At 34.1% G+C, this 24567-nt stretch carries 13 protein-coding genes; 6 read left to right on the top strand and 7 right to left on the bottom strand.

Going from position 1 to position 24567, the window contains the following annotated elements; genetic code table 11:
- Nucleotides 1-452: 452 nt before the first annotated feature.
- From ACEN2K_RS11145 to ACEN2K_RS11135, 3 genes are read left to right on the top strand one after another with little or no spacing between them, the layout of a single operon-like run.
- A complete protein-coding gene (locus ACEN2K_RS11145; RefSeq protein WP_441759398.1) occupies nt 453-4847 on the top strand; it encodes a gliding motility-associated C-terminal domain-containing protein in 4395 nt (1464 codons plus the stop codon).
- Between the two features lie 57 nt (nt 4848-4904).
- Nucleotides 4905-5822 carry a PorP/SprF family type IX secretion system membrane protein gene (locus ACEN2K_RS11140; RefSeq protein ID WP_441759397.1) on the top strand — a complete coding sequence of 306 codons (918 nt, stop codon included), beginning with the start codon at nt 4905-4907 and terminating at the stop codon, nt 5820-5822.
- Nucleotides 5823-5838: 16 nt separating this feature from the next.
- On the top strand, nt 5839-7713 hold the full coding sequence (locus tag ACEN2K_RS11135; RefSeq protein WP_441759396.1) for an OmpA family protein: 1875 nt from the start codon (nt 5839-5841) through the stop codon (nt 7711-7713).
- 86 nt (nt 7714-7799) lie between these two features.
- On the opposite strand, the gene ACEN2K_RS11130 is transcribed toward ACEN2K_RS11135, so the two are convergent.
- On the bottom strand, nt 7800-8381 hold the full coding sequence (locus ACEN2K_RS11130; RefSeq protein WP_441759395.1) for a tRNA-(ms[2]io[6]A)-hydroxylase: 582 nt from the start codon (nt 8379-8381) through the stop codon (nt 7800-7802).
- A 119-nt stretch (nt 8382-8500) separates the two neighbouring features.
- Between ACEN2K_RS11130 and ACEN2K_RS11125 the strand changes: the two genes are divergently transcribed.
- Nucleotides 8501-9736 (top strand): glycosyltransferase, encoded by a 1236-nt coding sequence (locus ACEN2K_RS11125; protein ID WP_441759394.1) that lies wholly within the window; start codon nt 8501-8503, stop codon nt 9734-9736.
- A gap of 51 nt (nt 9737-9787) precedes the next feature.
- On the opposite strand, the gene ACEN2K_RS11120 is transcribed toward ACEN2K_RS11125, so the two are convergent.
- The 5 genes from ACEN2K_RS11120 to porU form a co-directional block, all read right to left on the bottom strand.
- The gene (locus ACEN2K_RS11120; RefSeq protein WP_441759393.1) at nt 9788-11446 is read right to left on the bottom strand and encodes a pyruvate dehydrogenase complex dihydrolipoamide acetyltransferase; all 1659 of its coding nucleotides are present in this window, start codon (nt 11444-11446) and stop codon (nt 9788-9790) included.
- 6 nt (nt 11447-11452) lie between these two features.
- Nucleotides 11453-12451: a pyruvate dehydrogenase (acetyl-transferring) E1 component subunit alpha gene (gene pdhA, locus ACEN2K_RS11115; protein ID WP_441759392.1), complete on the bottom strand. Its 999-nt coding sequence runs from the start codon at nt 12449-12451 to the stop codon at nt 11453-11455.
- A 147-nt stretch (nt 12452-12598) separates the two neighbouring features.
- Nucleotides 12599-13081 (bottom strand): cytidine deaminase, encoded by a 483-nt coding sequence (locus tag ACEN2K_RS11110; RefSeq protein ID WP_441759391.1) that lies wholly within the window; start codon nt 13079-13081, stop codon nt 12599-12601.
- A gap of 73 nt (nt 13082-13154) precedes the next feature.
- The gene (porV, locus tag ACEN2K_RS11105; RefSeq protein WP_441759390.1) at nt 13155-14324 is read right to left on the bottom strand and encodes a type IX secretion system outer membrane channel protein PorV; all 1170 of its coding nucleotides are present in this window, start codon (nt 14322-14324) and stop codon (nt 13155-13157) included.
- Nucleotides 14325-14362: 38 nt separating this feature from the next.
- Entirely contained in the window at nt 14363-18196 is a 3834-nt protein-coding gene (gene porU / locus ACEN2K_RS11100; RefSeq protein WP_441759389.1) for a type IX secretion system sortase PorU, read from the bottom strand.
- A gap of 210 nt (nt 18197-18406) precedes the next feature.
- Here porU and gldJ point away from each other — a divergent pair, with 210 nt between their 5' ends.
- Nucleotides 18407-20080, top strand: a complete 1674-nt coding sequence (gene gldJ, locus ACEN2K_RS11095) for a gliding motility lipoprotein GldJ (RefSeq protein WP_441759388.1) — start codon at nt 18407-18409, stop codon at nt 20078-20080.
- 69 nt (nt 20081-20149) lie between these two features.
- A complete protein-coding gene (locus ACEN2K_RS11090; RefSeq protein ID WP_441759387.1) occupies nt 20150-21436 on the top strand; it encodes a UDP-N-acetylmuramoyl-tripeptide--D-alanyl-D-alanine ligase in 1287 nt (428 codons plus the stop codon).
- 40 nt (nt 21437-21476) lie between these two features.
- Here ACEN2K_RS11090 and ACEN2K_RS11085 read toward each other — a convergent pair whose 3' ends face one another.
- Complete coding sequence (locus ACEN2K_RS11085) at nt 21477-24353, bottom strand: triple tyrosine motif-containing protein (RefSeq protein ID WP_441759386.1); 2877 nt, start codon at nt 24351-24353, stop codon at nt 21477-21479.
- Nucleotides 24354-24567 lie beyond the last annotated feature (214 nt).

Genomic DNA, 24567 nt, shown 5'->3' with positions numbered 1-24567 from the left:
GAACAGAGTAGTTAAGCCCGCCTGCGCAGATGGTACTGCAGTTATGTGGGAGAGTATGTCGTCGCCTTTCTTTAATCAGAACTAGTTTCAGATTCTAAAACCCCAGTCTGAAAAGACTGGGGTTCTTTTTTTTACTAGAACCACGAGCTCACGCGCTCGGATCGTCGACTTTCTTTAATCTGAACTTGTTTTAGATTCTAAAACCCCTATCCAGTCGGATAGGGGTTTTTGTTTTATATTAATCCTGTATCACTTTTTCAGGACTAGACAACTTACGAAGTTTTTTTAAATAGGGTTATTTTTTTACTATTTATTAACTAATTCGCTTTAATTGTTAATTATATATTAAAAAATTATTTGAGGTATCAAAATAATAACATACTTTTATTACGTTAATTTATTTCCCAAATCACGATACGTTAACAAAACATATTAACAACAAAATTTATTCTATGAAAAATAAATTACTTTTATTTTTATTGTTTTTTTCGTTTTACACTCCTGTTATTAAAGCTGGTAGTAGAGAAAAAAATGTGAATCCCCTTAGTTTTATTGCTCACAGATCAATTATTCCTACTGCAATTGATCCTGTAAAAAAATTAAATAAGTCAGTTGCTACAACCAAGTCATATGCTACATTAAGTCCTCCTACCACTATAGCAGGTAGTTCTTGTGGAGATGGTGTGAATTTTGTTCAAGTAAATGTTTATGCTAATGGGGCCAGTTCTGATGAGATTATTGAATGGTTCGCTAGTCAAAATTCAACAAGTCCCTTATACACGGGTTATGTATATAGTCCTAGTATAAAAACTACTAAAACCTTCTACGTTAGAAGTAGGTCACAATCTACTAACGATGTAAGTATTCGTGTTCCTGTGGTGGCTTCCGTTTATTTGTCGCCCCCTCAAGTAACGTTGACTGCATCACCAAATAATAGTGGTACTGAATTGCTATGCTTGGGAACAGCTGTGACATTTACAGCAAATGGAGGAGGAGATTTATTTGAGTTTTCTGTAGAAGGAGTGGTTGTACAAGCAATGTCAGCAAGTAGAACTTATACGACAAGTACTTTATCCGATGGACAGACAGTTAGTGTACGTACACGATATAACAAAACTATTGATGGGTCTACAGCTGAATTTGCTTGGGGTACAGGTCCATTAGAAGACAATGTGCTTTCAGCACCATTATCAAGCAATGCCGCTTCAGCTTATATTAATGGTTTAAAAGTAAGTCCTGAAGAAGATAAAATTGTCATTGGGATATCAGGTAAAATTACTAAAGATAAAAGTTTATTATTGTTTTTGGATTCAAAAACAGGAGGCTTTAATGTTTCAAATTTTGGTGATGTTATTGGATCTTCAAATGCAAAAGCTTTTAATTATTTTAATAACAATCCTAGTACTTTTGATTCTTACTTCCAAGCTGATTATTGCTTGGTAATTTCAACAGATGCCAATGCCATTAATTATTTTGCAGACATCATTGAATTAAAAACTGGAGAATCTATTCGCACTTCACTTGGCAGTGCAAGTCAGGGAAACCCTACAGCTACTTTTGGAGTTAATACTGCTAATTCAGGTACAACAGATTATAATTTAGGTTTTGAAGTGGAAATATTGAAATCACTTCTTGGTTATACTACAGGTGATATTAAGTTTTTTGGATTTACAATGCAGGCTGATGATAGCAATTTTAGTGTAACCAATTCTTTTTTAAGTCCTGAAATTGCAAGTAATAGTGAATACGGTAATGTAGCAGTGGATTATAATTCAAAGGATCCTAATCCTGTAGTATTTTCGTCTGCTGCATTAACGCCATGCTATACAAATGCTTATTTTACTATGAACTTTTATGTGAAACCTATCGCATCGAGTGTAGTACAGCCTACTTGTTCTGTTACTTCAGGGACCATTACTATAGGAGAGCAAAATGGAGCAGAATATAGTATAGATGGAGTAAATTATCGAAGTTCTAATGTCTTTTCTAATTTAACTCCAAATAATTATACATTATATACAAGGAAATCAATTGATGGTTCTTGTCCTAATGTATCAGAGTCTGCAGTAACAATTAATGCTGTACCTACACCACCTTTATTACCAACCAGCGAGAGTGTGGTTCAGCCAACTTGTGAATTGCAGTCAGGAACAATTAGTATTACTTCACAAACGGCGGTAGAGTACAGTTTAGATGGGACGACTTATCAGACATCAAATGTTTTTAGTGGGTTAGCTCCAAATAGTTATACTTTGTATGTTCGAAACATTGGAGATACCACTTGTGAGTCAAGTTCATCATTTGCTACAATAATCAATAACATTCCTCCTCCTCCTATTAGTCCGATAAGCGGAGGAGATCAGATTGTTTGTGAACAAACTCCAATTCAAACACTAACTGCTACCGCGACTGCTGGAGCAGGACAAACAATAGTATGGTATGATGCGGCAACGGCAGGGAATATCGTTACAAATCCAATTTTAAATACTGTAGGTACTATCACATACTATGCTCAAGCAGAAAATTCAGTAACTGTTTGTAAAAGCGCTGGTCGTACTGCGGTAACATTAACAATTAATCCGAAAGCGGTTAACCCAATAAGTGGTGGTGATAAAACAGAATGCGTAATGTCACCAGTTCAAACATTAACTGCTACTGCAACTGTACTAACAGCTGAGTCAGTAGTGTGGTATAATGCTCCTACTGGCGGAAGTGTTGTTGCAAACCCTATATTGAACACAGTAGGGACTAGAACCTACTATGCTCAAGCATCTAATAATGCTACTGCTTGCTCTAGTGATTCTCGTACAGCTGTGACCTTAACAATTCTTCCTAGTCCTGCAAGGCCAGTTAGTGGAGGGGACAAGGTAGAATGCGCATTATCACCAATTCAAACCTTAACGGCTACTGCTACAGTTGGAACAGGAGAAACGGTTGTATGGTATGATGCTAGTACAGGAGGTACTGTCGTTGCAAATCCTATCTTAAATTCATTAGGAACAATTACCTATTATGCTCAAACTGTAAACGATGCTGCTGGATGTATTAGCAGTAATCGCACAGCTGTTACTTTGACTTTGAATCCAAAACCGATTAATCCTGTAAGTGGCGGTAACCAAACACAATGTGCTGCATCACCATTACAAACTTTGACTGCAACGGCTACAGTAGCTTCTGGAGAGTCTGTAATCTGGTACACTGCTGCTACTGGAGGAAGTGTAGTAACTAACCCAACGTTAAATACTATTGATACGATTACTTATTATGCACAAACAACTAATAATGCTACAACTTGTTTAAGCGATTCGCGAACTGCTGTAACTCTTACAATAAACCCAAATCCTGTGAAACCTGTTAGTGGTGGGGATAAAACGGAATGTGCACAATCGCCTATACAAACACTTACAGCAACTGCAACAGTAGGAGCTGGGGAGTCAGTAGTTTGGTATGATGCCATGACGGGTGGTGCAATTGTTACTAATCCTATTTTAAACTCAGTTGGTACTAAAACTTATTACGCACAAACAGTAAATGATGCTACAGCTTGTGTAAGCACTACACGAACTGCAGTGAAACTAACTATTAATAAGTCTCCTACTGCTCCAGTAAGTGGTGGAGATAAAACAGAATGTGTTCAAACTCCATTACAAACATTAACTGCAACAGCTACTGTAGGCGCTGCCGAAACTTTAGTATGGTATACTGCAGCCACCGGAGGAAATATAGTTGTTAATCCTACATTAAACGCTGTAGGAACTATAACTTATTACGCGGAGTCGTCTAATGGAATATGTTCAAGTTTGACACGTACTGCAGTAAATTTAACTATAGTGGGAGTAGTGCCAAATCCTGTAGCAGCTGATCAAACAGTTTGTTCTGATGGAACAACCACACAGACATTAACTGCTACAGCGACAACAGCTACAGGAACAATTACTTGGTATACTAGTGCGGTAGGTGGTACTGCAGTGGCTAACCCAACATTAGTTGGTGTAGGAACTAAAATATATTACGCAGAATCTTCAGTAGGTAGTTGCTTAAGTGTTAACAGAACAAAAGTTACATTGACAATTACTGCAGTGCCGTTGAAGCCAACAGTAATGAGTTTAGTTCATCCAAGTTGTGTTACACCATCAGGAATTATAACGCTAGCCTCTCAGATAGGAGTAGAGTATAACATTGGTAAAGGATTTCAGGATAGCCCAGTTTTTAGTAATCTGACACCTGGTAATTACACTCCAAGTGTTCGATTTAAAAATAATACTAGTTGTGAAGTAATGGGTACAGTCCTAATTATAAATCCTGTTCCAGCCCCTATTCAATTTGAAATTGTAGGTGACTGTAATGATAAAGAATATGTATTAACTGCTAATGCACTGCAGAATTCCTATGACACAAATAATGTGGTTTATGTTTGGAAAAATAATTCTGGGGGAACTGTAGGGACCAATTCGAATACATTAAATGTTTCAGATTTAATTGGTAATAATGGAAATAGTACGATTTTCCCATTAACGTATACTTTAACAATTAGTAATGCCGCTACAGGATGTGAAACTACAAATAGTGTAGCAGTTGAATCTATTTACTGTAATATTCAAAGGGGAATTTCTCCTGATGGAAACGGAATGAATGAATCTTTTGATTTGTCTTTATTAGATGTTAAAAAGCTTGAAGTTTTTGATAGATATGGTATTAAGGTTTACAGTAAAGCTAATTATACTAATCAATGGAAAGGGCAATCAGATAAAGGAGAAGAACTTCCAAGTGCTACGTATTATTATGTAATAGAATTTAATAATGCTAAAGCAAAAACAGGTTGGATTTATCTAATCAGAGAAAAATAGTTATTTAAAAAATATAGATATTGGTTTTTAAATCAATAATAGATAAAACAAATAGATATGAACAAAATATTATTGGTTTCCTTTTTAGTTCTTATTTCTTATGTTGAAGTAGTGGCACAACAAAACCCACATTATACTCAATATATGTACAATATGAATGTTATTAATCCAGCGTATGCTGGTTCAAAAGATAATGCGTCTTTTGGGGTTTTATATAGAAAACAATGGGTTAATATTGAAGATGCACCGACCTCTTTTACTTTCTCAGGACATACTCCAACAGCTAACAATGTAGGTTTAGGATTGTCGTTTATTTCAGATAAAATAGGGCCTGTTACGGAGCAAAATGTATATGGCGATTTCTCTTATACTTTAAAGCTGAACGATACACATAAACTTGCATTAGGACTAAAGGCTGGGGTGTCATTTCATAAAGTAGGACTTAGAGACATACAATCAACTTTACCAGATCCATCAGAGGGGATTTTTGGAGAAGATATAAATGATGCTTCTTTGAATTTAGGTGCTGGAGCATTCTACTACACAGATAAATACTATGTAGCGCTTTCCATTCCTAATATGATGAAGTCAGCACATTTAGATTATAACGGTAGAGAATATGGTTCTGATGTTTCTCATTACTTTCTGACTGGAGGATATGTCTTTGATTTAAATTATGATTTAAAGTTCAAACCTTCATTTATGTTAAAGTCAGCGCTCAATGTTTCTCCTTCGTTAGACCTGTCTGCTAACTTTTTATATATGGAAAAAATTGAACTTGGTGCCACTTATAGATTAGAAGATAGTTTTGGGGCAATGTTAAATTTTGCAGTTACTCCAGAACTAAGAATTGGATATGCTTATGATCATGTAGTTTCTGATTTAAAAATTGCAACTTCTGCCTCTCATGAGTTTATGATTTTATATGATTTATTTACTCCAAAAAAGGCGTCACGTTCTCCTAGATTTTTCTAATATAAAATTTTAATTGATGAAAAAATATACAACAATATTGTTTTTGGTTCTTAGTAGTATGACTATTTTGGCACAAAACAAACAAACTATTGCAGCCGACAAATTATTTGAGCGATATGAATATGCTAAAGCTGCAGAAGCTTATAAGGCATTAGTTGATAGCGGAATTGCTGACAGTTACATTTTTATGCAGTTAGGTGAAAGTTATTATAATATGAATAAAACTTCTGAAGCTGAAAAGTGGTACGCTCAAGCGTTGCTTACGCAACAAGATGCTGAAACAAATTACAGATATGCACAATTATTAAAATCCAATGGTAAATATGCTGAGTCAGACAAACAGATGAAAGTCTTTGCTTCAATGCTTCCCAATGATCCAAGAGCCAAGGAATTTGCAAGAAATCCAGATTATTTAAGTAGAATATCAAGTAAAGAAAAGTTATTTGATTTAAATAAATTAAAGATTAATTCTGAGAAATCGGACTTTGGTGCTATTCAATACAACGGTACACTTTATTTTGCTAGTTCAAGGAATGAGAGTAGAAAAATTGACGGTTGGAACAGTGAACCTTATTTAGATTTATATCAATCCAGCTATAACGAAAAGGAAGCTTCTTACTCTGAGCCTACGCTGGTTTCTGATTTAAATTCCATGTACCACGAAGGGCCGTTGACTATGACTCAAGATGGTAAAACTTTGTTTTTTTCAAGTGAAAGTTTTAATGATAAATTATTTACCAAAAACAGTGAAAAGAAGATCAAATACGGTCAAGTCAATTTATATAAAGCAAGAAATGATAATGGAAGCTGGGTAGATATTACACCCTTACCATTAAATAGTAGTAGCTATTCTGTTAGTAATCCATCTATATCAAGTGACGGAAGCACACTATATTTTTCATCTAATATGCCTGGTACTTTAGGTGGTTTGGATATTTGGAAAGTGGCAGTTTATCCTGATGGAAGTTATGGTCCTCCAGAAAATCTAGGGAGTAAAGTTAATACAAGCGAAGATGAAAGTTTTCCTTTTATTGCTACAGATGGACTTTTATATTTCTCGTCCAAAGGACTTACTGGTTTAGGGGGTTATGATGTGTTTTCAATTGATTTAAGTAACAATGGAACAGCAAACAACTTAGGGAAACCTGTGAACTCTGAAAAAGATGATTTTGCTTTTACCTTTAACAAAAAGAATACATTAGGCTATGTGTCTAGCAATCGCGATGGAAGAGACCAAATATACGGTGCCATTCCAGTAGTGCCTAATGGGATTATCAATGCCATTGTTACTAATGCAGATACTGACGCTCCTTTGTCGAATGCCAGAATAACTATATCAGCTAATGATAGCAACATCGTAGATAAACAGTTGACAACTGATAAAGGTTTGGTCACCTATAGCGCTAAGAATAATTTAACCTATCTAGTAGAAGTAAATAAAGATGGTTTTGTATCACAATCGTTTCCAGTAACCGTTATTAATGGTGATACATTTAAAGTAGTAGCTAAACTCGAGCCCGTAGATGTTGTAGTAACTGAAACTGAAATAATATTGAAAGATATTTATTTCGAAAATAATAGAAGTGGTATAACAAAACAAGCTGCGGAAGAACTTGATAAGTTAGCATATGTATTATCTCAAAATAAGGATTTAGTTATCTTTGTTAAGTCACATACTGATATAAGAGGGAAGGACGATTATAATATGGATCTTTCAGAAAGAAGAGCTAATGCAACTGTTGCCTATATAATTTCGAAAGGAATAAATGAAGACCAGATTTCGGGTAAAGGATTTGGGGAATCTGAGCTAAAAGTAAATTGTAACCCTAAGTGTACCGAAGAGGAACATGCTTTAAATAGGCGATCTGAATTTTTAATTGTAAAGAAATAAACTTTATAAAAAAAGAGCACTTTAAGTGCTCTTTTTTTTATTCTGTTAACCCAAATATTTTAGGTAAGTTGTAAGAAGATGATCTATTAACCGTGAACCGTTTCGTTTTTACCATATTTTACTATGATAGAGGTTTCAAATTCAATCCATTCTTTCCAACGTTTGTCAACGTCAATGTTATCAGCATATTTCTTTGCAAAACCTAAAAAAGTAGTATAATGACCTGCTTCGCTTATCATCAAATCTCTATAGAATTTGGCTAATTCGGGGTCTTTTATATTTTCAGATAGCACTTTAAATCTTTCACAGCTTCGAGCTTCAATCATTGCCGAAAACAGTAATCGCTCGCATAAGGCATCATTTCGACTTCCGTCTTTTTTCAAAAATTTAAAAAGTTCATTAACGTAGCTGTCTTTGCGTTCGCGACCAAATGTAAGTCCACGTTCTTTGATTAGATCGTGAACCAATTTAAAATGTTCAATTTCTTCTTTAGCTATAATCATTAGTTCCGTAACTAATTCTTCTTTTTCTGAGTTCTGTGTGATTAGGCTTATCGCATTAGACGCTGCTTTTTGTTCGCACCAAGCATGGTCAGTCAAGATTTCCTCAATATTTGATTCGACTATATTTACCCATCTTGGGTCTGTGGCTAATTTTAATCCTAACATAGTATTATTCTTTTTTAGTAGTGCAAAATTACTCTTTTCTTTCTGAAATAAAGTGAACATCATGGTTTTGCCATAAAAATACCATTATTTTGCAGCTAATTAATTTAACGTTACAGCAATTGAAAAAACTTTTAGTTATTGGTACAGTTTGGCCGGAACCAAATTCTTCTGCAGCAGGGGGACGAATGATGCAGTTAATGGCAGCTTTTCAAAAAGAAGGATATTCGGTTGTATTTGCAAGTCCCGCCATGGATAGCGACTTCATGATTAATTTAGAAGAATATAATATTGAGAAAAAATCAATTTTATTAAATAGTGAAACTTTTGACCACTATATTAGAGAGTTAAGTCCTGAAATTGTGTTGTTTGATCGTTTTATGATGGAAGAACAATTTGGATGGCGAGTTGCAGATAATTGTCCTAATGCATTACGTTTATTAGATACTGAGGATTTGCATTGTTTGCGACTCGCTAGGCAGAATGCATTTAAGAAGAATACTGTCTTTAAAATGACTGATTTGTTGTCAGAGGCAGTAGCCAAAAGGGAGATTGCTAGTATTCTACGATGCGATCTCTCCTTAATCATTTCTGAATATGAAATGCATTTGTTGACAAATCTATTTAAAGTGGATAGCAGTTTGCTGTACTACTTGCCATTTCAATTAGAATCAGTTTCAATTGAAAGCATCATGGCGCTTCCTAGTTTTGACAACAGGAGTGGTTTCGTTTTTATTGGAAATTTTTTGCATGAACCTAATTGGGATGCTGTTCAATATCTAAAGGAAACTTTGTGGCCACTTATTCGAAAGCAAATGCCTACTGCAGTTTTATCAGTGTACGGTGCTTATCCTTCTCCCAAAGTTCTACAGTTACATGATGTCAAAACCGGTTTTTTAATTCAGGGACGAGCTGAAAATGCTAGTGAAGTAGTTCACAATGCTAGAGTTGTTCTTGCGCCTTTACGCTTTGGAGCAGGTCAAAAAGGCAAATTAGTCGAAGCAATGCAGTGTGGCACTCCTAGTGTAACAACTTTAATTGGTGCAGAATCCATGCATGGCGATTTAGCTTGGAATGGATTTATAGTAGATGGTGCAGTTGCTTTTGCAGATAATGCAGTAGAATTATATCATAATAAGGCGCTTTGGCTTCAGGCGCAGGAAAATGGTGTTGTAATTATCAATCAACGTTATTTAAGGGAAAAGTTAACGCCGCAATTCATGGCGCATTTAATTCATTTACAGCAAAACCTGGCTGAACACCGTGTTTTTAATTTTATGGGTTCGATGCTGCAGCACCATACTTTAAATAGCTCTAAGTATATGTCCCGCTGGATTGAAGCTAAAAATAGAGCATAAAAAAACCGGTTTTGAAATTTCAAAACCGGTTTTCCATATAGAAGATATTGATTATGCCAGCATCGTTACTGGGTTTTCAATATACTGTTTTAATGTTTGTAAAAACTGAGCTCCTGTCGCTCCGTCTATTGTTCTATGGTCACATGCTAATGATAACATCATGGTGTTTCCAACAACAATTTGTCCGTTTTTCACCACTGGTTTTTCAACTATTGCTCCAACAGATAATATAGCAGAATTAGGTTGGTTAATTATTGAGTTAAATTCAACAATACCGAACATTCCTAAATTTGAAACAGTAAAAGTGCTTCCTTCCATTTCAGTTGGTAACAGTTTCTTGTTTTTAGCTCTACCTGCAAGATCTCTAACACTTCCACCAATTTGAGATAAACTCATAGCGTCTGTAAATTTCAATACAGGAACTACTAATCCATCTTCAACCGCTACAGCTACACCAATATTAACATGGTGATTGATTGTAATGGCGTCTTCTTTCCATTGTGAATTGATTTTTGGGTGCTTTTTAAGTGCCATAGCACAAGCTTTGATTACCATATCATTAAATGATACTTTTGTATCTGGAACGCTGTTAATTATTGTTCTAGATTTCATTGCATCATCCATTGTAACTTCAATACTCAAGTTATAGTGAGGTGCAGTGAATAAAGATTCAGCTAGACGCTTTGCAATAATTTTTCGCATTTGCGAATTCTTGATTTCTTCAGTGTATACTTCTCCAGCAGGAATAAATACTTTAGGAGCAGCTGCAGTTTCAGTTTTTGCAGTTGAAGGAGTTGCTGCTGCTGCAGGTGCAGGTGCACTAGTTGCAGTTGCAGGAGTGAAATTTTCAATATCACTTTTTACAATTCTTCCGTTTTCTCCAGAACCCTTAACTTGATTTAGTTGAATTCCTTTATCGCTAGCAATCTTCTTTGCAAGTGGCGAAGCTAAAATTCTTTTTCCATCAGTAGCCTCTTCTTGGGTAAGTGCTTGTTTCTCTTCAGTTGGTGCTGTTTTTGTTTCTTCAGATTCAGAACTATTTTGAGCCGAAGTTGGTTTAGCGCCTACTTTAAAGTTAGCCGCTATTCCAGAAACGTCAGTTCCTGCAGGACCTATAATTGCTAGTAAACTGTCAATTGGTGCCGCACTACCTTCTTCGATTCCTATGTATAATAGAGTGCCTTCGTTGAAAGACTCAAATTCCATTGTTGCTTTATCAGTTTCAATTTCAGCAAGGATGTCCCCTTCACTGATTTTGTCTCCTACTTTTTTCAACCAGGTGGCTACTGTACCTTCGGTCATCGTATCACTTAATCGAGGCATAGTCACAACTACAACTCCTTCTGGAAGTGTAGCAGTAGTAGCAGTTTCTTCTTTTTTAGTATCTTTAGTTACAGTTTCCTCTGAAGCTGTTTCTTTTGGAGTTTCAGTAGCAGCTGATCCTCCCGCAATTAATGCTGAAATATCTTCCCCATCTTCTCCTATTATTGCTAAAAGTGAATCTACTGCTGCAGTTTCTCCTTCAGGAATACCAATATGTAATAAAGTACCTTCATTAAAGGACTCAAATTCCATTGTTGCTTTGTCTGTTTCAATTTCAGCAAGGATATCACCTTCGCTAATTTTGTCTCCTACTTTTTTAAGCCAAGTCGCTACCGTTCCTTCCGTCATTGTATCGCTCAAACGAGGCATTTTTATAACTGTTGCCATAATTGATTATAGTTTATGAGGTAAAAATGGATAATCTTCTTGTTCGTATACTACGTCGTACAATTGCTGTACCTCTGGATATGGAGATTCTTCAGCAAAATCAACACATTCTTGTACTAAAGCTTTAACCCTTTGGTCAATAGCGTCAATTTCTTCTTCTGTAGCGTATTTTTGATCTTTAATTAAATCTAAAACCTGAGTAATAGGGTCAATTTTTTTGTATTCTTCTACTTCTTCCTTAGAACGGTATAGTTGTGCATCAGACATAGAGTGACCTCTGTATCGGTATGTTTTCATTTCTAAGAATGTTGGTCCATCACCACGACGTGCTCTTTCAATAGCTTCTGTCATAGCTTCAGCAACCTTTACTGGATTCATTCCGTCGACTGGTCCACAAGGCATTTCGTACCCTAAACCTAATTTCCAAATGTCCGTGTGATTTGCAGTTCTTTCTACAGATGTTCCCATCGCATATCCGTTGTTTTCAACAATAAAAACTACAGGTAATTTCCATAACATTGCCATGTTAAATGCTTCGTGAAGAGAACCTTGTCTAGCAGCTCCATCACCAAAATAGGTCATAGTAACTCCACCAGTTTCAAAATATTTATCTGCAAAAGCTAATCCAGCTCCTACAGGAATTTGTCCACCTACAATACCGTGTCCACCATAAAAACGGTGTTCTTTTGAGAAAATGTGCATTGATCCACCCATCCCTTTAGAAGTACCAGTTGATTTTCCTAAAAGTTCAGCCATTACTCTTCTTGGGTCAACACCCATTCCGATTGGTTGTACGTGATTTCTATAAGCGGTTATCATCTTATCTTTTGTCAAATCCATTGCGTGCAATGCTCCAGCAAGTACAGCCTCTTGGCCATTATATAAGTGTAGAAAACCTCTAACTTTTTGTTGAATGTATAATGCTGCAAGTTTGTCTTCAAACTTTCTCCAAAGCAGCATGTCTTCGTACCACTTTAAATAAACCTCTTTTGTAACTTCTTTCATCTCAATTGTTCTTTTTTTGCTAAAGCTTTTTATTGTGTAATCAATTAGTACCTATACGCAAAATAGTTTCCTCCCACAAATTTGCGAATCGCAAAAATAAGACATTCAACGTTAGGAGTAAAATTAAAAAGCTAATTTTTATTTTTTTTACAAAAAGTTTTTGTCAAACATAAAAGGAAGCAAGTTTTTTAGTGATTCTGATTTATAGATATCACCTATTTCTCCCATGAAATATATTTCGATAGGTGTTTCCTGACGTATTTCATATTCGGCTATAGATTGTCTGCAAGAACCACAAGGGGGGATAGGTGTTGTGGTTTGATTAGTATCAGATGCAGCAGTAATTGCCATTTTTAAAATTTTAGCTTCTGGGTAAACGGCTCCTGCTTGATAAATTGCAACACGCTCAGCACATAGTCCTGAAGGGTAAGCTGCATTTTCTTGGTTTGAACCTAAGACAATTTTACCATTATCTAATAATAATGCGGTTCCTACTCTGAATTTAGAATATGGTGCATAGGCATTTTTTCTTACGGCTACGGCTTGTTCCATTAAGCCTTGTATGTCGTTTGGTAATTCTGACAAAGAATTATAAACTAAAAATTCACTGGTTATTTTTATTTCTTTCATTTTATTAGAGGAAAAAAAATCCAAATTTCAGCTTACCTAAAATTTGGACTCTTAATTTAGAATTTATTTAAAACTAATATACTTCGTATTTGTCGCCAAAGTTAAAAGTTAATGAGAAACGAAGGGTGTTTTCTAGAGGGTTTTTTACTTTCGAAGCCGAAAATAAATAAGAAACATCCACTTTTACTACATTATATTTGAAACCAGCACCTAAAGAAAAGTATTTACGTGCTCCTTTTAATTCACTTTCATTAAAGTAACCCAATCGCATAGCAAAAGAATCTTGGTACAAATATTCAGCACCAACTGCGTAAGTTACTTCCTTTACTTCCTCACTTAACCCGTCAGGCGCATCTCCAAAAGATTTAAAAACTCCAGATACCCAACCTATGGATCGGTAATCTTCATTATTTTGATTTCTTTCTTCATCAGTAATCGTTCCATCTCCATTCAAATCCGGATTTTGAGGGGTAGGAACTAAAAGTTTGTTGAATTCAAGATTGACTGCTACTTTATTATAGTCGTCTAAGATAAAATCAAAACCAGTTCCTATCTTTAAATTTGCTGGTATAAAATTGGTGCTAATTTGATCGTTATCGTAACTAATCTTTGGTCCTAAATTTTGTATATTAAAACCAGCTCTCCATCTTCCGTTAAACTCATTGTAGGCTATTTCTTCTGACTGATAGAAACCAGCGACATCAATTGCAAAAGAACTTGCAGAAGTTGCGTCATTATTGTCGCTTGCAATTTTTAAATTAGAATGAATGTATCTTCCAGCTACGGCCATAGAGAATTTTTCACTCAATTTTAAGGAATAAGACCCATCTATAGCAAACTCATTTGGTGAAACGGTAGGGAAGTTTTCGTCTGGTTCACCTGTTTGTCTTAATTCTATATCTCCAAATCCAAAATAGCGAACGCTACCAGCAAAAGCACTTCTTTCACTTATTTTGTCATAATAAGTTAATTGTCCTAGTGAAATATCATTTGCTAAATCAGTTAGATATGGCGTGTAACTAACAGAAAATCCTTGCTTATCTGTAGAAAAAGCATACTTTGCTGGATTCCATTGCTGTGAAAAGGCATCTGCTGATGTAGCAACACCCAGATCTGCCATACCAGCGGCTCTTGCATCTGCTGAAACCATTAGGAAAGGAACTCCTGTAGTGATTACTCTTTCTTGAGCGTGAACATAGGACAGTCCTAAAATGCAGCTAATGCTAAGTATTATTTTTTTCATTTGAGTATAAAAATTCATTAAACAAATATAGTATTTTATTAAAGTATGACAAGTTTTTCAATCTTTTCAGCTTTTTTATTGGTCAGTGTAGATTTGACTGTTAGTTTATAAACATAAACTCCTTTCCCTATCTTGTTGCCAAAATCATCTCTACCATCCCAAGTGATTTCTTTAGAAAGAAAACCTTCATTTGTAATTATTTGATTTTTTGTCCAAACAATTTTCCCTGTAATTGTCATTACCTGAATTTGTACTGTTAACGGTTCGTAAGGCCTATTGTGAGTGAACCAAAATTCAGTATAATTTACAAACGGATTAGGATAATTCAAAACATGGCTTAATGTTATAGATTCATCACCCACAACAATAAATTGAATTTCAGTAATAATGGGATTATTGTAAACATCCCAAGCTTTAAAAGTAATCGTGTGTAATCCAACCGTTAAATTTCGCAAAGGGAAACGCAAACTTCCTTTTGTATAATCATCAAGCTCCGTTTGATAATAATCATTTAATATATAGGGATTGCTTTGGTCTCCATCTAGTACAGCAGTAATATCATGACCTATACCGCTAGCTGTATTAATACCGTTCTCGTCTTCTAGAAAGGCAAGTAAAAATGGAGCACTGTTTGTAATTCCGCCAGATACAAAAGTCTCATCATTCATATATAACTTGACTTTTGGGCTAATATTGTCTTCAGTTGCATTTTCATTTATTCCACCTATTTTAATTGTAGTATCAAAACCAGACTGATCTTCTAAGGATAGATTCTTTTTAGCATAAAAACTAATTTTTCCATTATCTAAAGGAATGCGGATGTCTCTAGGTACTACAAAGGAGAACTCAAATAATCCATTTTTAATAGATGCTTTACCTCTAAAAATAGTTTCTCCTAGGGTTTTAAAGGTAATCGGGCTACTATTTCCATCGTTGTTAAGTGTTGTTCTTGAAATATTTTTGTCAAATATAGTAGATGAAAGTTCGCCGTTATAATTTTCTAATATAATATCATTCTCATCTGTAACTATACCGGTCAACTTAATTTTGGCTAATGATTTGAAAGCATCCGTTTGCTGGTCTACAGATACGTCGTTAATTTTTGTTAGGCGAATCTTTGGTTTGGCAATAGCCAAGTGTAGGGCAGGATCTCCAATGTAAAAAACAACATTTGTCGAAGAGTTAGGATTGCTGTTTTTCGAAAGGCGTAAAGCTTCAGCGATTGATGTATATTCGTTAGAACCGAAGGAAAGTAGGTTTTCGGATAAAGTATCATTAAAATTTTCAGCACTGTATTGTCCTATAGCTCTAATAGTTGTAATCATTGCAATTGCTCCTCCTTTTGGATTCCAATAAGTATATTCACCTGCCGTGGGACGAGATGGGTTGTCAAAACGAGAAAACTCACAAGTCAATGTGATGAATAATGGGTACTTAAATTGATTGTTTAGGTTTTGACCATCTGATTTCTCCCAAATTCTTTCTCCAGAAAGGCCGTCCTCTCCACCATGTCCTAAGTAATTAAAGACTAAAGCACCTTTTTCAAAGGCATCAAAAAGGTCTTTTCTGGCTTTTGGGTATCTAAATCCGCCAGCGGCTGCCTCCTGAGTGTAAGAATCAAGAATAATTTTATTGACGTTAAAAAATGGTTTTTTTAAAGTGATATTGTCTGCTAAGTTGTTTTGTCTGCTTTGGAGACTGGCATCAGAAGTCTGATCAGAGTCATCACAAATCATTACAAAATTATTTCGCCAACTACCGTATGATTTTTCATCGTGGTATTCAATTACCTTGTTTACCATTTCTTCTGCTTGCTTTGGATTACTGACAAGCATTCTACCTACGGCGATATCAATTCCTCCAAAGTAAGAGATGATATTACCTTCGTTAGTATCCATTAAGCCATAAAAATCATCGGAAGCAAAAGAAGCTTCACCGGTGGAGTTACTGTTTAATGCATGATAAATAGGAATGACATTGGTGTTGTTGTTGGTTCTGTTTTTGTAGTCGTAAGAAGCGTCACCAAATAGGTTGACATATTTTAATTTTTTTTCAAATGATGACGCGTTGTCATAAATGTATTTTATGCAGTTTCGTATTGCAGCGATATCTTGTTTTCCTGAAGAAAACTCTTCATATATAGCTTCTGCACTAATTACCTTTACAGTTAGTTTAGAGTAGTTGCGATGAAAATCAGCTAATTTTTCTGCTTGTAACACTAAAGATTGTGGCGAGATAATGACATAATCAATGTCTTCAAAAATTCCTGATTTATTTTTAAAGATGCTTCCTTTTATGTTTTGATTGCTAATTAGAGATTTAGATTCTTTTAAGGGACTGAAATAATCTGCTTCATCAATAGCAATATATTTTCTTAGTTCGCCAAGATTAGCTTTAAAAGAAAAACTATCTTGATTTTCGTTTTTAATTGTGGCTACATTATAAATGTCTGTTATGTCCCATATTTGTGCAATTTTACTAGCATTACTTATAGTATAATTTACAACTCCTAAACTAGTATTAGATAAATCGTATTGAAAACGGAATTGTTTACCATAACCCTGTAATCTTCTTTTGGCAGTAAGTTGTATGTAATCTAGGAAACCTTTGGAGCCTGGAACTCCGTTATTATTGTAGCTTAATTTTATTTTAGTGCTTTCTGCTCCACTACAAGAAATGTTGTTTGGTAAAGAGCGAACATAAAACTCAGTGTCAGAAGTGGTGTTAATGGCAGGGAAGTTGATAGTTCCTAGATTTTGTCCATTGGCTGAGAGCTGAAACGATGTTGGCGTGTATGCTGCTGAAGCAACTGTCGTGGCTATTTTAATAGGGACACTTGTATCTATGTTGGGGAAGTTGAATTCAAATTCTTGATCTTTATTGAAGTCAAAAGATTCTCCAAACCATTGTCGGCCCAAGCGGGCAATGTTAATTAGGTCAATTTCATGGTATTGATAGTCATCAAATGTATCTAGGTTTAGCGTGCTACTAGCAGTGGGTTGATTCATCTTTAGTATTCTCTTACCATCCTCTCCTGAAACGGTGATATAGTAGTAAGATTTGTTGTCATATAAGTTAAGATGTGTCTGACTTTCTTGATTCCAGTTGTCAACTCCTTCGCCATAAAATAAAATGTAGTCTCCCGCGTCTAAAATGTCATCTTCTTCACCTACGACTTGAATGGCGTTTTCTGTTAAATCATCAGGATAATTCATATTGTTAGCTAATGGAAGCATGTTTCCTCCATTTCCATAAATTTTCAATTTTTTTGGATTGATGTTTTTCAAATCCATGCCCAAATCCTGCAAGAAGCTCCTGGGAATTTTATAAACTCCAGATTTTTCGATGTAAAAGCGAAACCATTTTCCAGTTGCTAAAACAGAATTTGTAACGGGTCCGGCTAGCTTTTTTGTTAAGCTTACTTTAGACGTCGAAGTATTACCTATATTATAGGAGAATGATGTAACGCGTTTAATACCGCTATGGTCCTTTATTATGGGGGCGATTATTAAGAAAGATTGTAAAAGACCTCTAGAGTTGGTGTTTACTAGTTTTGGGTTGGCATTTTCAGGTATGTTTTCTATATTTAAATCACCAATTTGATTAATACTAATAGTTTCATAATTAATATTTGTTAATTGGATATTCTCATTGTTCTTTAAATCAGAACTACTGAGTTTAAGAGTATAAATTATTTGTTTTTGTGAAGCATCATAATGATATTCAGGGCCAGAAAATTTTGGTAGTATCATGTCGTGGTCGCCCAAAGCCATTTCTGTATTTTCAATCCATTTTATAGTTGCATGACCATTGATCTGTGCAGAAGAAATAAGCGAAATGAGGAATAAATTAATCAGTAGTAAATTTCTCATTCTTTTGTTTAACAGGATTATTTTTGAATTCTTTAATGAGTAAAAATAAATGATTTAGTATAAAAATAAATAATAAATAGTATAAATTTGCGTTTGAAATGTATAATTTGCTTTATATAGTTCGTCTATGTAAATTTATTTAAAACGGTGTTGCAAGTTAATGCTTAATTATTATATTGCGTCACCAAAAATTATTACCTTTAAAAGAGTATGAAAGTAAACAAAATTATGGCCTTACGATTGATGTTGTCTCTTCTGATGATTGTAGGTTTTGCTAGTTGTAGTAAAAAATCTAGCTCAAAAAATGCATCAAGAGCTACAGGATGGAATGTAGGTAGTAAAAAAGCATCAAAGAAACAAGAAGCAGGACCTGGTCTTGTATTTGTAGAAGGTGGTACTTTTACTATGGGTAAAGTACAAGATGATGTTATGCATGACTGGAATAATACTCCTACGCAACAGCACGTTCAGTCCTTTTATATGGATGAAACTGAGGTTACAAATTTCATGTATCTAGAATATTTGGATTGGGTAAAAAGTGTTTTTCCACCAACAGAAGAAGAATATCAAGATATCTACGAAGGAGCTTCACCTGATACATTAGTATGGAGAAACCGTTTAGGATATAACGAAACAATGACTAATAACTACTTAAGACATCCGGCTTATGCTAGTTACCCGGTTGTGGGAGTTAACTGGATTCAAGCAGTTGAGTTTAGCAAATGGAGAACTGATCGTGTAAATGAGGCTATTCTTGAAAAGAAAGGTTATTTAAAGAAAAATGCTAAGACTGATGAAGTAACTGCTGAAAGCTCTTTTAGTACAGAAACTTATTTGAAAGCGCCAACATTAACTTATGGTGGTAATGCGGATATAGTTTTACAAAAAGGAGGTAAAAAAGGTTCTAAAACGGGTAAAAATGGCGCTGCAGCTGAGCCTAAAAATGTTTATGCTCAACGTACTTCTGGTATTTTATTACCTGAATACAGACTACCTACTGAAGCGGAATGGGAATATGCTGCTGCAGCTGATGTAGGGCAAAGAGAATACAATATCTATAAAGGACAAAAGAAATACCCATGGTCTGGTAGTTATACTCGTTCAGGGAAAAGACAAAACAAAGGTGATCAATTGGCTAACTTTAAACAAGGAAACGGTGATTACGGTGGAATTGCAGGTTGGTCTGATGATGGGGCAGATATTACTAATGAAGTAAAAAAATATCCAGCTAATGACTTTGGTTTATACGATATGGCTGGAAACGTAGCAGAATGGGTTGCCGATGTTTACAGACCTATTATTGATAATGAAGCTAACGATTTCAATTACTTTAGAGGTAACCGTTATACTAAAAACAAGATTGGTGCTGATGGAAAAGTAGAAATTGTTACTTTAGAAACAATGAAAAAGGATACATTAAGTAATGGAAAAATTATTGTAAGAAGTTTGCCTGGTCAAATTGCACAAGTACCCGTTGATGAAAATGAAACTTACTTAAGACAAAACTTTGATAAGAGTAATAATATCAATTATAGAGATGGTGATAAACAATCTTCTAAATTTTATAACTTTGGTGCATCAGAGTCTGATTCAGATATAGAAAGTGATACTAAAAAAATGTATAATTCTCCTAAGCATAATGTGACTACAGATAGTTTAGGGAGAATGGTAAGAAAGTATGACAGGTCTAGTAAAAGAACAACTTTAGTAAACGACATGGTTAGGGTTTATAAAGGTGGTTCTTGGAGAGATAGAGCATATTGGTTGGATCCTGCACAAAGAAGGTACTTTCCACAAGATATGGCAACGGATTATATTGGGTTTAGATGTGCAATGTCTAGAGTAGGTCCAAAATCTGATAAAAAGAAATCAGCAAGAAATTAAAATTTTTATATAGAATAGAGATAAAAAGCCCTTTCATTAGGGCTTTTATTTTTTTAAATCGGTTTTTAGATGGAGATCAGTCACATTCATAGTTTATTTTTAAAATGCCAATCAGTATCAATTGATACTCGTAAAATTGAATCCCAATCATTATTTGTTGCTATTAAGGGAGATAATTTTGATGCCAATACTTTTGCTGCTGAAGCACTAGAGAAAGGGGCGTCATTTGTTTTAATTGACAATGAAGACTATTATATAGATGAACGAACTATAATTGTTAACAACAGTTTAATAGCCCTACAGGAATTGGCTAAGTTTCATCGTAATTATCTAAAACTACCTATTATTGCGCTTACGGGTAGTAATGGTAAAACCACAACCAAAGAACTTATTCAGGTAGTTTTAGCAAAGAAATACCGTACTAAAGCAACTGTAGGGAATTTAAATAATCATATTGGTGTGCCATTAACGCTGTTGTCGTTTAATGCTACAACGGAGATTGGGATTGTAGAAATGGGTGCCAATCACAAAAAGGAAATAGAGTTTTTATGTGAATTAGCACAACCAGATTATGGTTATATTACTAATTTTGGTAAAGCACATTTAGAGGGTTTTGGTGGTGTGGAAGGAGTTATAGAAGGTAAAAGTGAAATGTATCAATATCTTTTAAAAAACAATAAAACAGCATTTGTAAATCTGGAAGATCCTATTCAAGTAGAACGAAGCAAGCATCTTAAGACAGTTAGTTTTGGTGTAAATAAGTTAGCTGCAGATGTTATTATTGATGAGGTAACTGCTAATCCATTCGTAGTTATAAAATATGCTGATACCTTAATTGAGTCGCATTTAATAGGTCTTTACAATGGGAATAACCTAAGTGCTGCTATAACTATAGGAACTCACTTTAATGTTCCGTTGCCCTTAATTAAAGAGGCTTTAGAAGGATATGTTCCTGTTAACAATAGATCGCAGTTGTTAAGTATTGGTTCAAATCAAATTATTCTAGATGCTTATAATGCTAATCCAAGCAGTATGGCTGTAGCTATCACCAACTTTTTGCAATTAGATAAACCAAACAAAATTCTAATTTTAGGAGATATGTTTGAGTTGGGAGAAGCAAGTCAAAAAGAGCATTCAGATCTAATAACATCTCTTATATCTGAAAATAAAGTGAAATGCTTTTTTATAGGGAATACATTTTATGCAAATAAAGTGAATCAGGATCATTTTAATTTTTATAATTCTTTCGAATCATTTTCGAATGATTTTAAGAATCATACTATTGGAAACAGTACATTATTAATAAAAGGTTCTCGTGGTATGGCTTTAGAACGGACATTAGATTTTATAGCTTAAAATACAAAAAAAAGCATTCTCATCTGAGAATGCTTTTTTATTATATACTCATTAAGAAACCTATTAAGTTTTCTTTTTTGTTCAGTTCTAATTTTTTTCTTAATCGGTAACGGGCTAGTTCCACACCACCATTGGAAATATTCATTATTTCTGCAATTTCTTTAGTGGACATATTCATTAATAGATAGGTAGATAGATCTAATTCTCTTGGAGAAATAGTAGGATACTTTTCTTTTAGTCTTTTTAAAAAGTCAAAATGGACATTTTTGATGTGTTTCTCTAGATCTTTCCAGCTCTTATCAGCATTTACTTCCTTAGTGATACTTTTATTTAATTTATTAAACTGAAACTTTGTTGTATCATCTAATGATTCGACATTAATGTCTTTTAGTTTATGAATAATACCATTAAGTATTTTGTTTTTCTTTACAACCTGTAATGAATTGTTTACGAGTTCCTTGTCTTTAGCTAGTATTTTTATTTGAAGTTTATCATTTTTCAACTTTTCAATTTCTTTCTCAAGATCATATTGTTCCTGTCTTATTTTGGATTCTTTCTCTAAATAGAGCCTTCTTTGTTCAATAGTTTCATAATATTTGTTTTTTCGAATTTTGACTTTAATTCTTTTTCGAATGAAAATAACCGCCGCTGTGATCATGAGCATGTAAAACAGATAAGCTAAAAAATGCCTATACCAAGGCGGTAAAACTGTAAAGTTGACACTATTTATTTCAGACTGAATTCCGTAGCTATTTCTTGCTTTAAGGTTCATTTTATAATTTCCTTCTCTCAAATTGGTATATTCTTTAAGGGAAAGTGTAGACCAATTACTCCAATTGTCATCAAAACCCTGTAATTGATATGAAAATTGAACATTTTCCACATTTTCATATGTGGGAGAAGAGAATGTAAAACGAACCACATTTGACGAATAGGGAATATTAAAGTCTTTGAACTTTCCTTGTCCGTTGCCTTGTATAATTGTATCCTTATTATAAGAGAAGCTGCGAATAAATACGGTAGGTTTACTGATGAAATTTTTGAGCAAAGTGGAGTTGTAATGTGCTAGACCATCCGTTAAACCGATGAAAATATTTGAATTGTCCACAGTGTTTACAGACAGGTAATTATTTACTAAATTACCGGATAAATTAGCAAAAGGTGCAACAGAGTTTTTGTATTTTCCAAATTTATCTTTTATTAGTACCCCCAATGATTCGTTAAAGGTATACCATAAGTTGCCTAAGTTATCTTCACTTAATGAATTTATGGAGGGGACTTTTTTAAATAAAGCGCTAGTTGTTTTGTCTTCATAAAAAAGATCTTGTTCACGGGAATATTTATAAAAATGATTTTGAGATTGAAAATAAATATTTTGGTTAAACCGTTGTATGCTTCCTATTCCTTTTGATTTACTTGATAATTGATTGTAGTTTTTTATTTCTTTAAAACTTCTTAAGTCATCCGCTAATGCCATTTTATAGAGTAGGTTGTCCTTTTTTAGCCAAAGGTTATCGCTGTCAATTTCGAATGTATTAGCTGATTTTTCAAAACCTGCTATGCTGTTTTTGAATTCCCAACCTTTAGAATTTTTTTCAAAAACTGAAAATCCGTTGTAATGGGAACCTATAATATAATTGGGATGGTTAGGAACTTTTTTAAAACCAAAATAACCTTTATTGTCTAATGTTTTGACCACGGCTCCTCCTTGTATAAGGAGTGTTCCTCTATTGTGCGCACATAGCAACTGATTGTCAAAAACCTGTAAATTCCAAGCTTGACCAGTAGTTCCTTTGACAAGTGTAAAGGCATCCTCCTTTATAGTTTTATTCCAGTTATGGTAAAAAACGCCTTGATTAGTGGCTACGTATAATTTTTCATCAAAAATAATGGAGGCATAAACAGTACTTAAGTCAAAGCTAAAACCAAAATAAGTAAAAGGTGAGCTTTCATTAACAAAGGCAATTCCGTTATCTAATCCTAACCACAGATTGTTTTTGTTATCTATAAATGAAGTAAGTACAGTGTTATTTTGCAAACCCTTTTTATGATTGATATGCTGGATTATTTTACCGTTTAAGTCACAAATGATCATTCCATCTAAGACAGAATTAAGAACTATAAACGTGTCCTTTATAGACGCTCCCCCTAAAGAGCTGTTTTTCTTGATAAAATCATTAGCCTCACAATTCCAAGGAGTTGTACCTGTTACTTCATTATAAATATATAGTCCTTTACTTAGTGTACTGATGAGTAAATCATTATTTGGCATTGCGAAAACACCCCAGATCTCAGTGTTGTTTAATACTTGGGAACCTCTTAAAGGTATGAATTGATTGTTTTTATATTGAAGTAGTCCTAATGAAGCATCTTGAAAGTAAAGCTTTTTATCGATTAAAAAAGAAAATTGAAATCGATTTGGAGCCTTTAGTATTGTTAGCTTTTTGTTTTTGTAGATATAGGCTTTGTCAAATGATTGAAAGATTACTTCATTTTCTAGAATATGAATTTTCCATATAAAGTCAATTAATATGACGCTTTGTTTACTGACTAATTTAGACAATGAGAAATATTCGAGTTTGCCGTTGGCATTAGCTTCAAAATAGCCAAATTCACTATAGCCACCTACAAATATTTTACCAGCATTATCAATTTTTACTGATCGTACAGCTGTGGAGTTTGGAAAAGTGTATTTTTTCCATGAGGAGCCATCAAATTGAAGTAAACCATTATTATTTGCAAAATACAAATTACCATACTTGTCTTGATCTATATCCCAGTTTTGTGTGCCGCCTTTATAATCTGATCTTTTGTAGTTTCTAATATCAGGTAACCCAATGTTCTTTACTTGCCCAAATGAGAAACTAGTACAGAAAATTAATACAGTTATGGTAAATTTTAATTTTTTATAAGTCATACTTTAAGCTTAACATTTATTGTTTATTTTATCTCTGCAATAGATTTATAATCATATTGTAGCGCTGAAAAATTTTTTATAATGTGGCAATAATAGCTAAAATAATTGTTTTCAACTAAATGTAGTGTTTGTTTTATTTTTTAACATTTTAATAATATTCAGTTTTATAGTTCAATATACTGTTAATCAATACATTGTTTTTTATTTGATGTGT

The organism is Flavobacterium sp. W21_SRS_FM3 (assembly GCF_052113625.1).
Classification (GTDB): domain Bacteria; phylum Bacteroidota; class Bacteroidia; order Flavobacteriales; family Flavobacteriaceae; genus Flavobacterium.
Note: the sequence above shows the minus strand (reverse complement) of the source record. Positions and strands in the feature narration are given on the sequence as shown.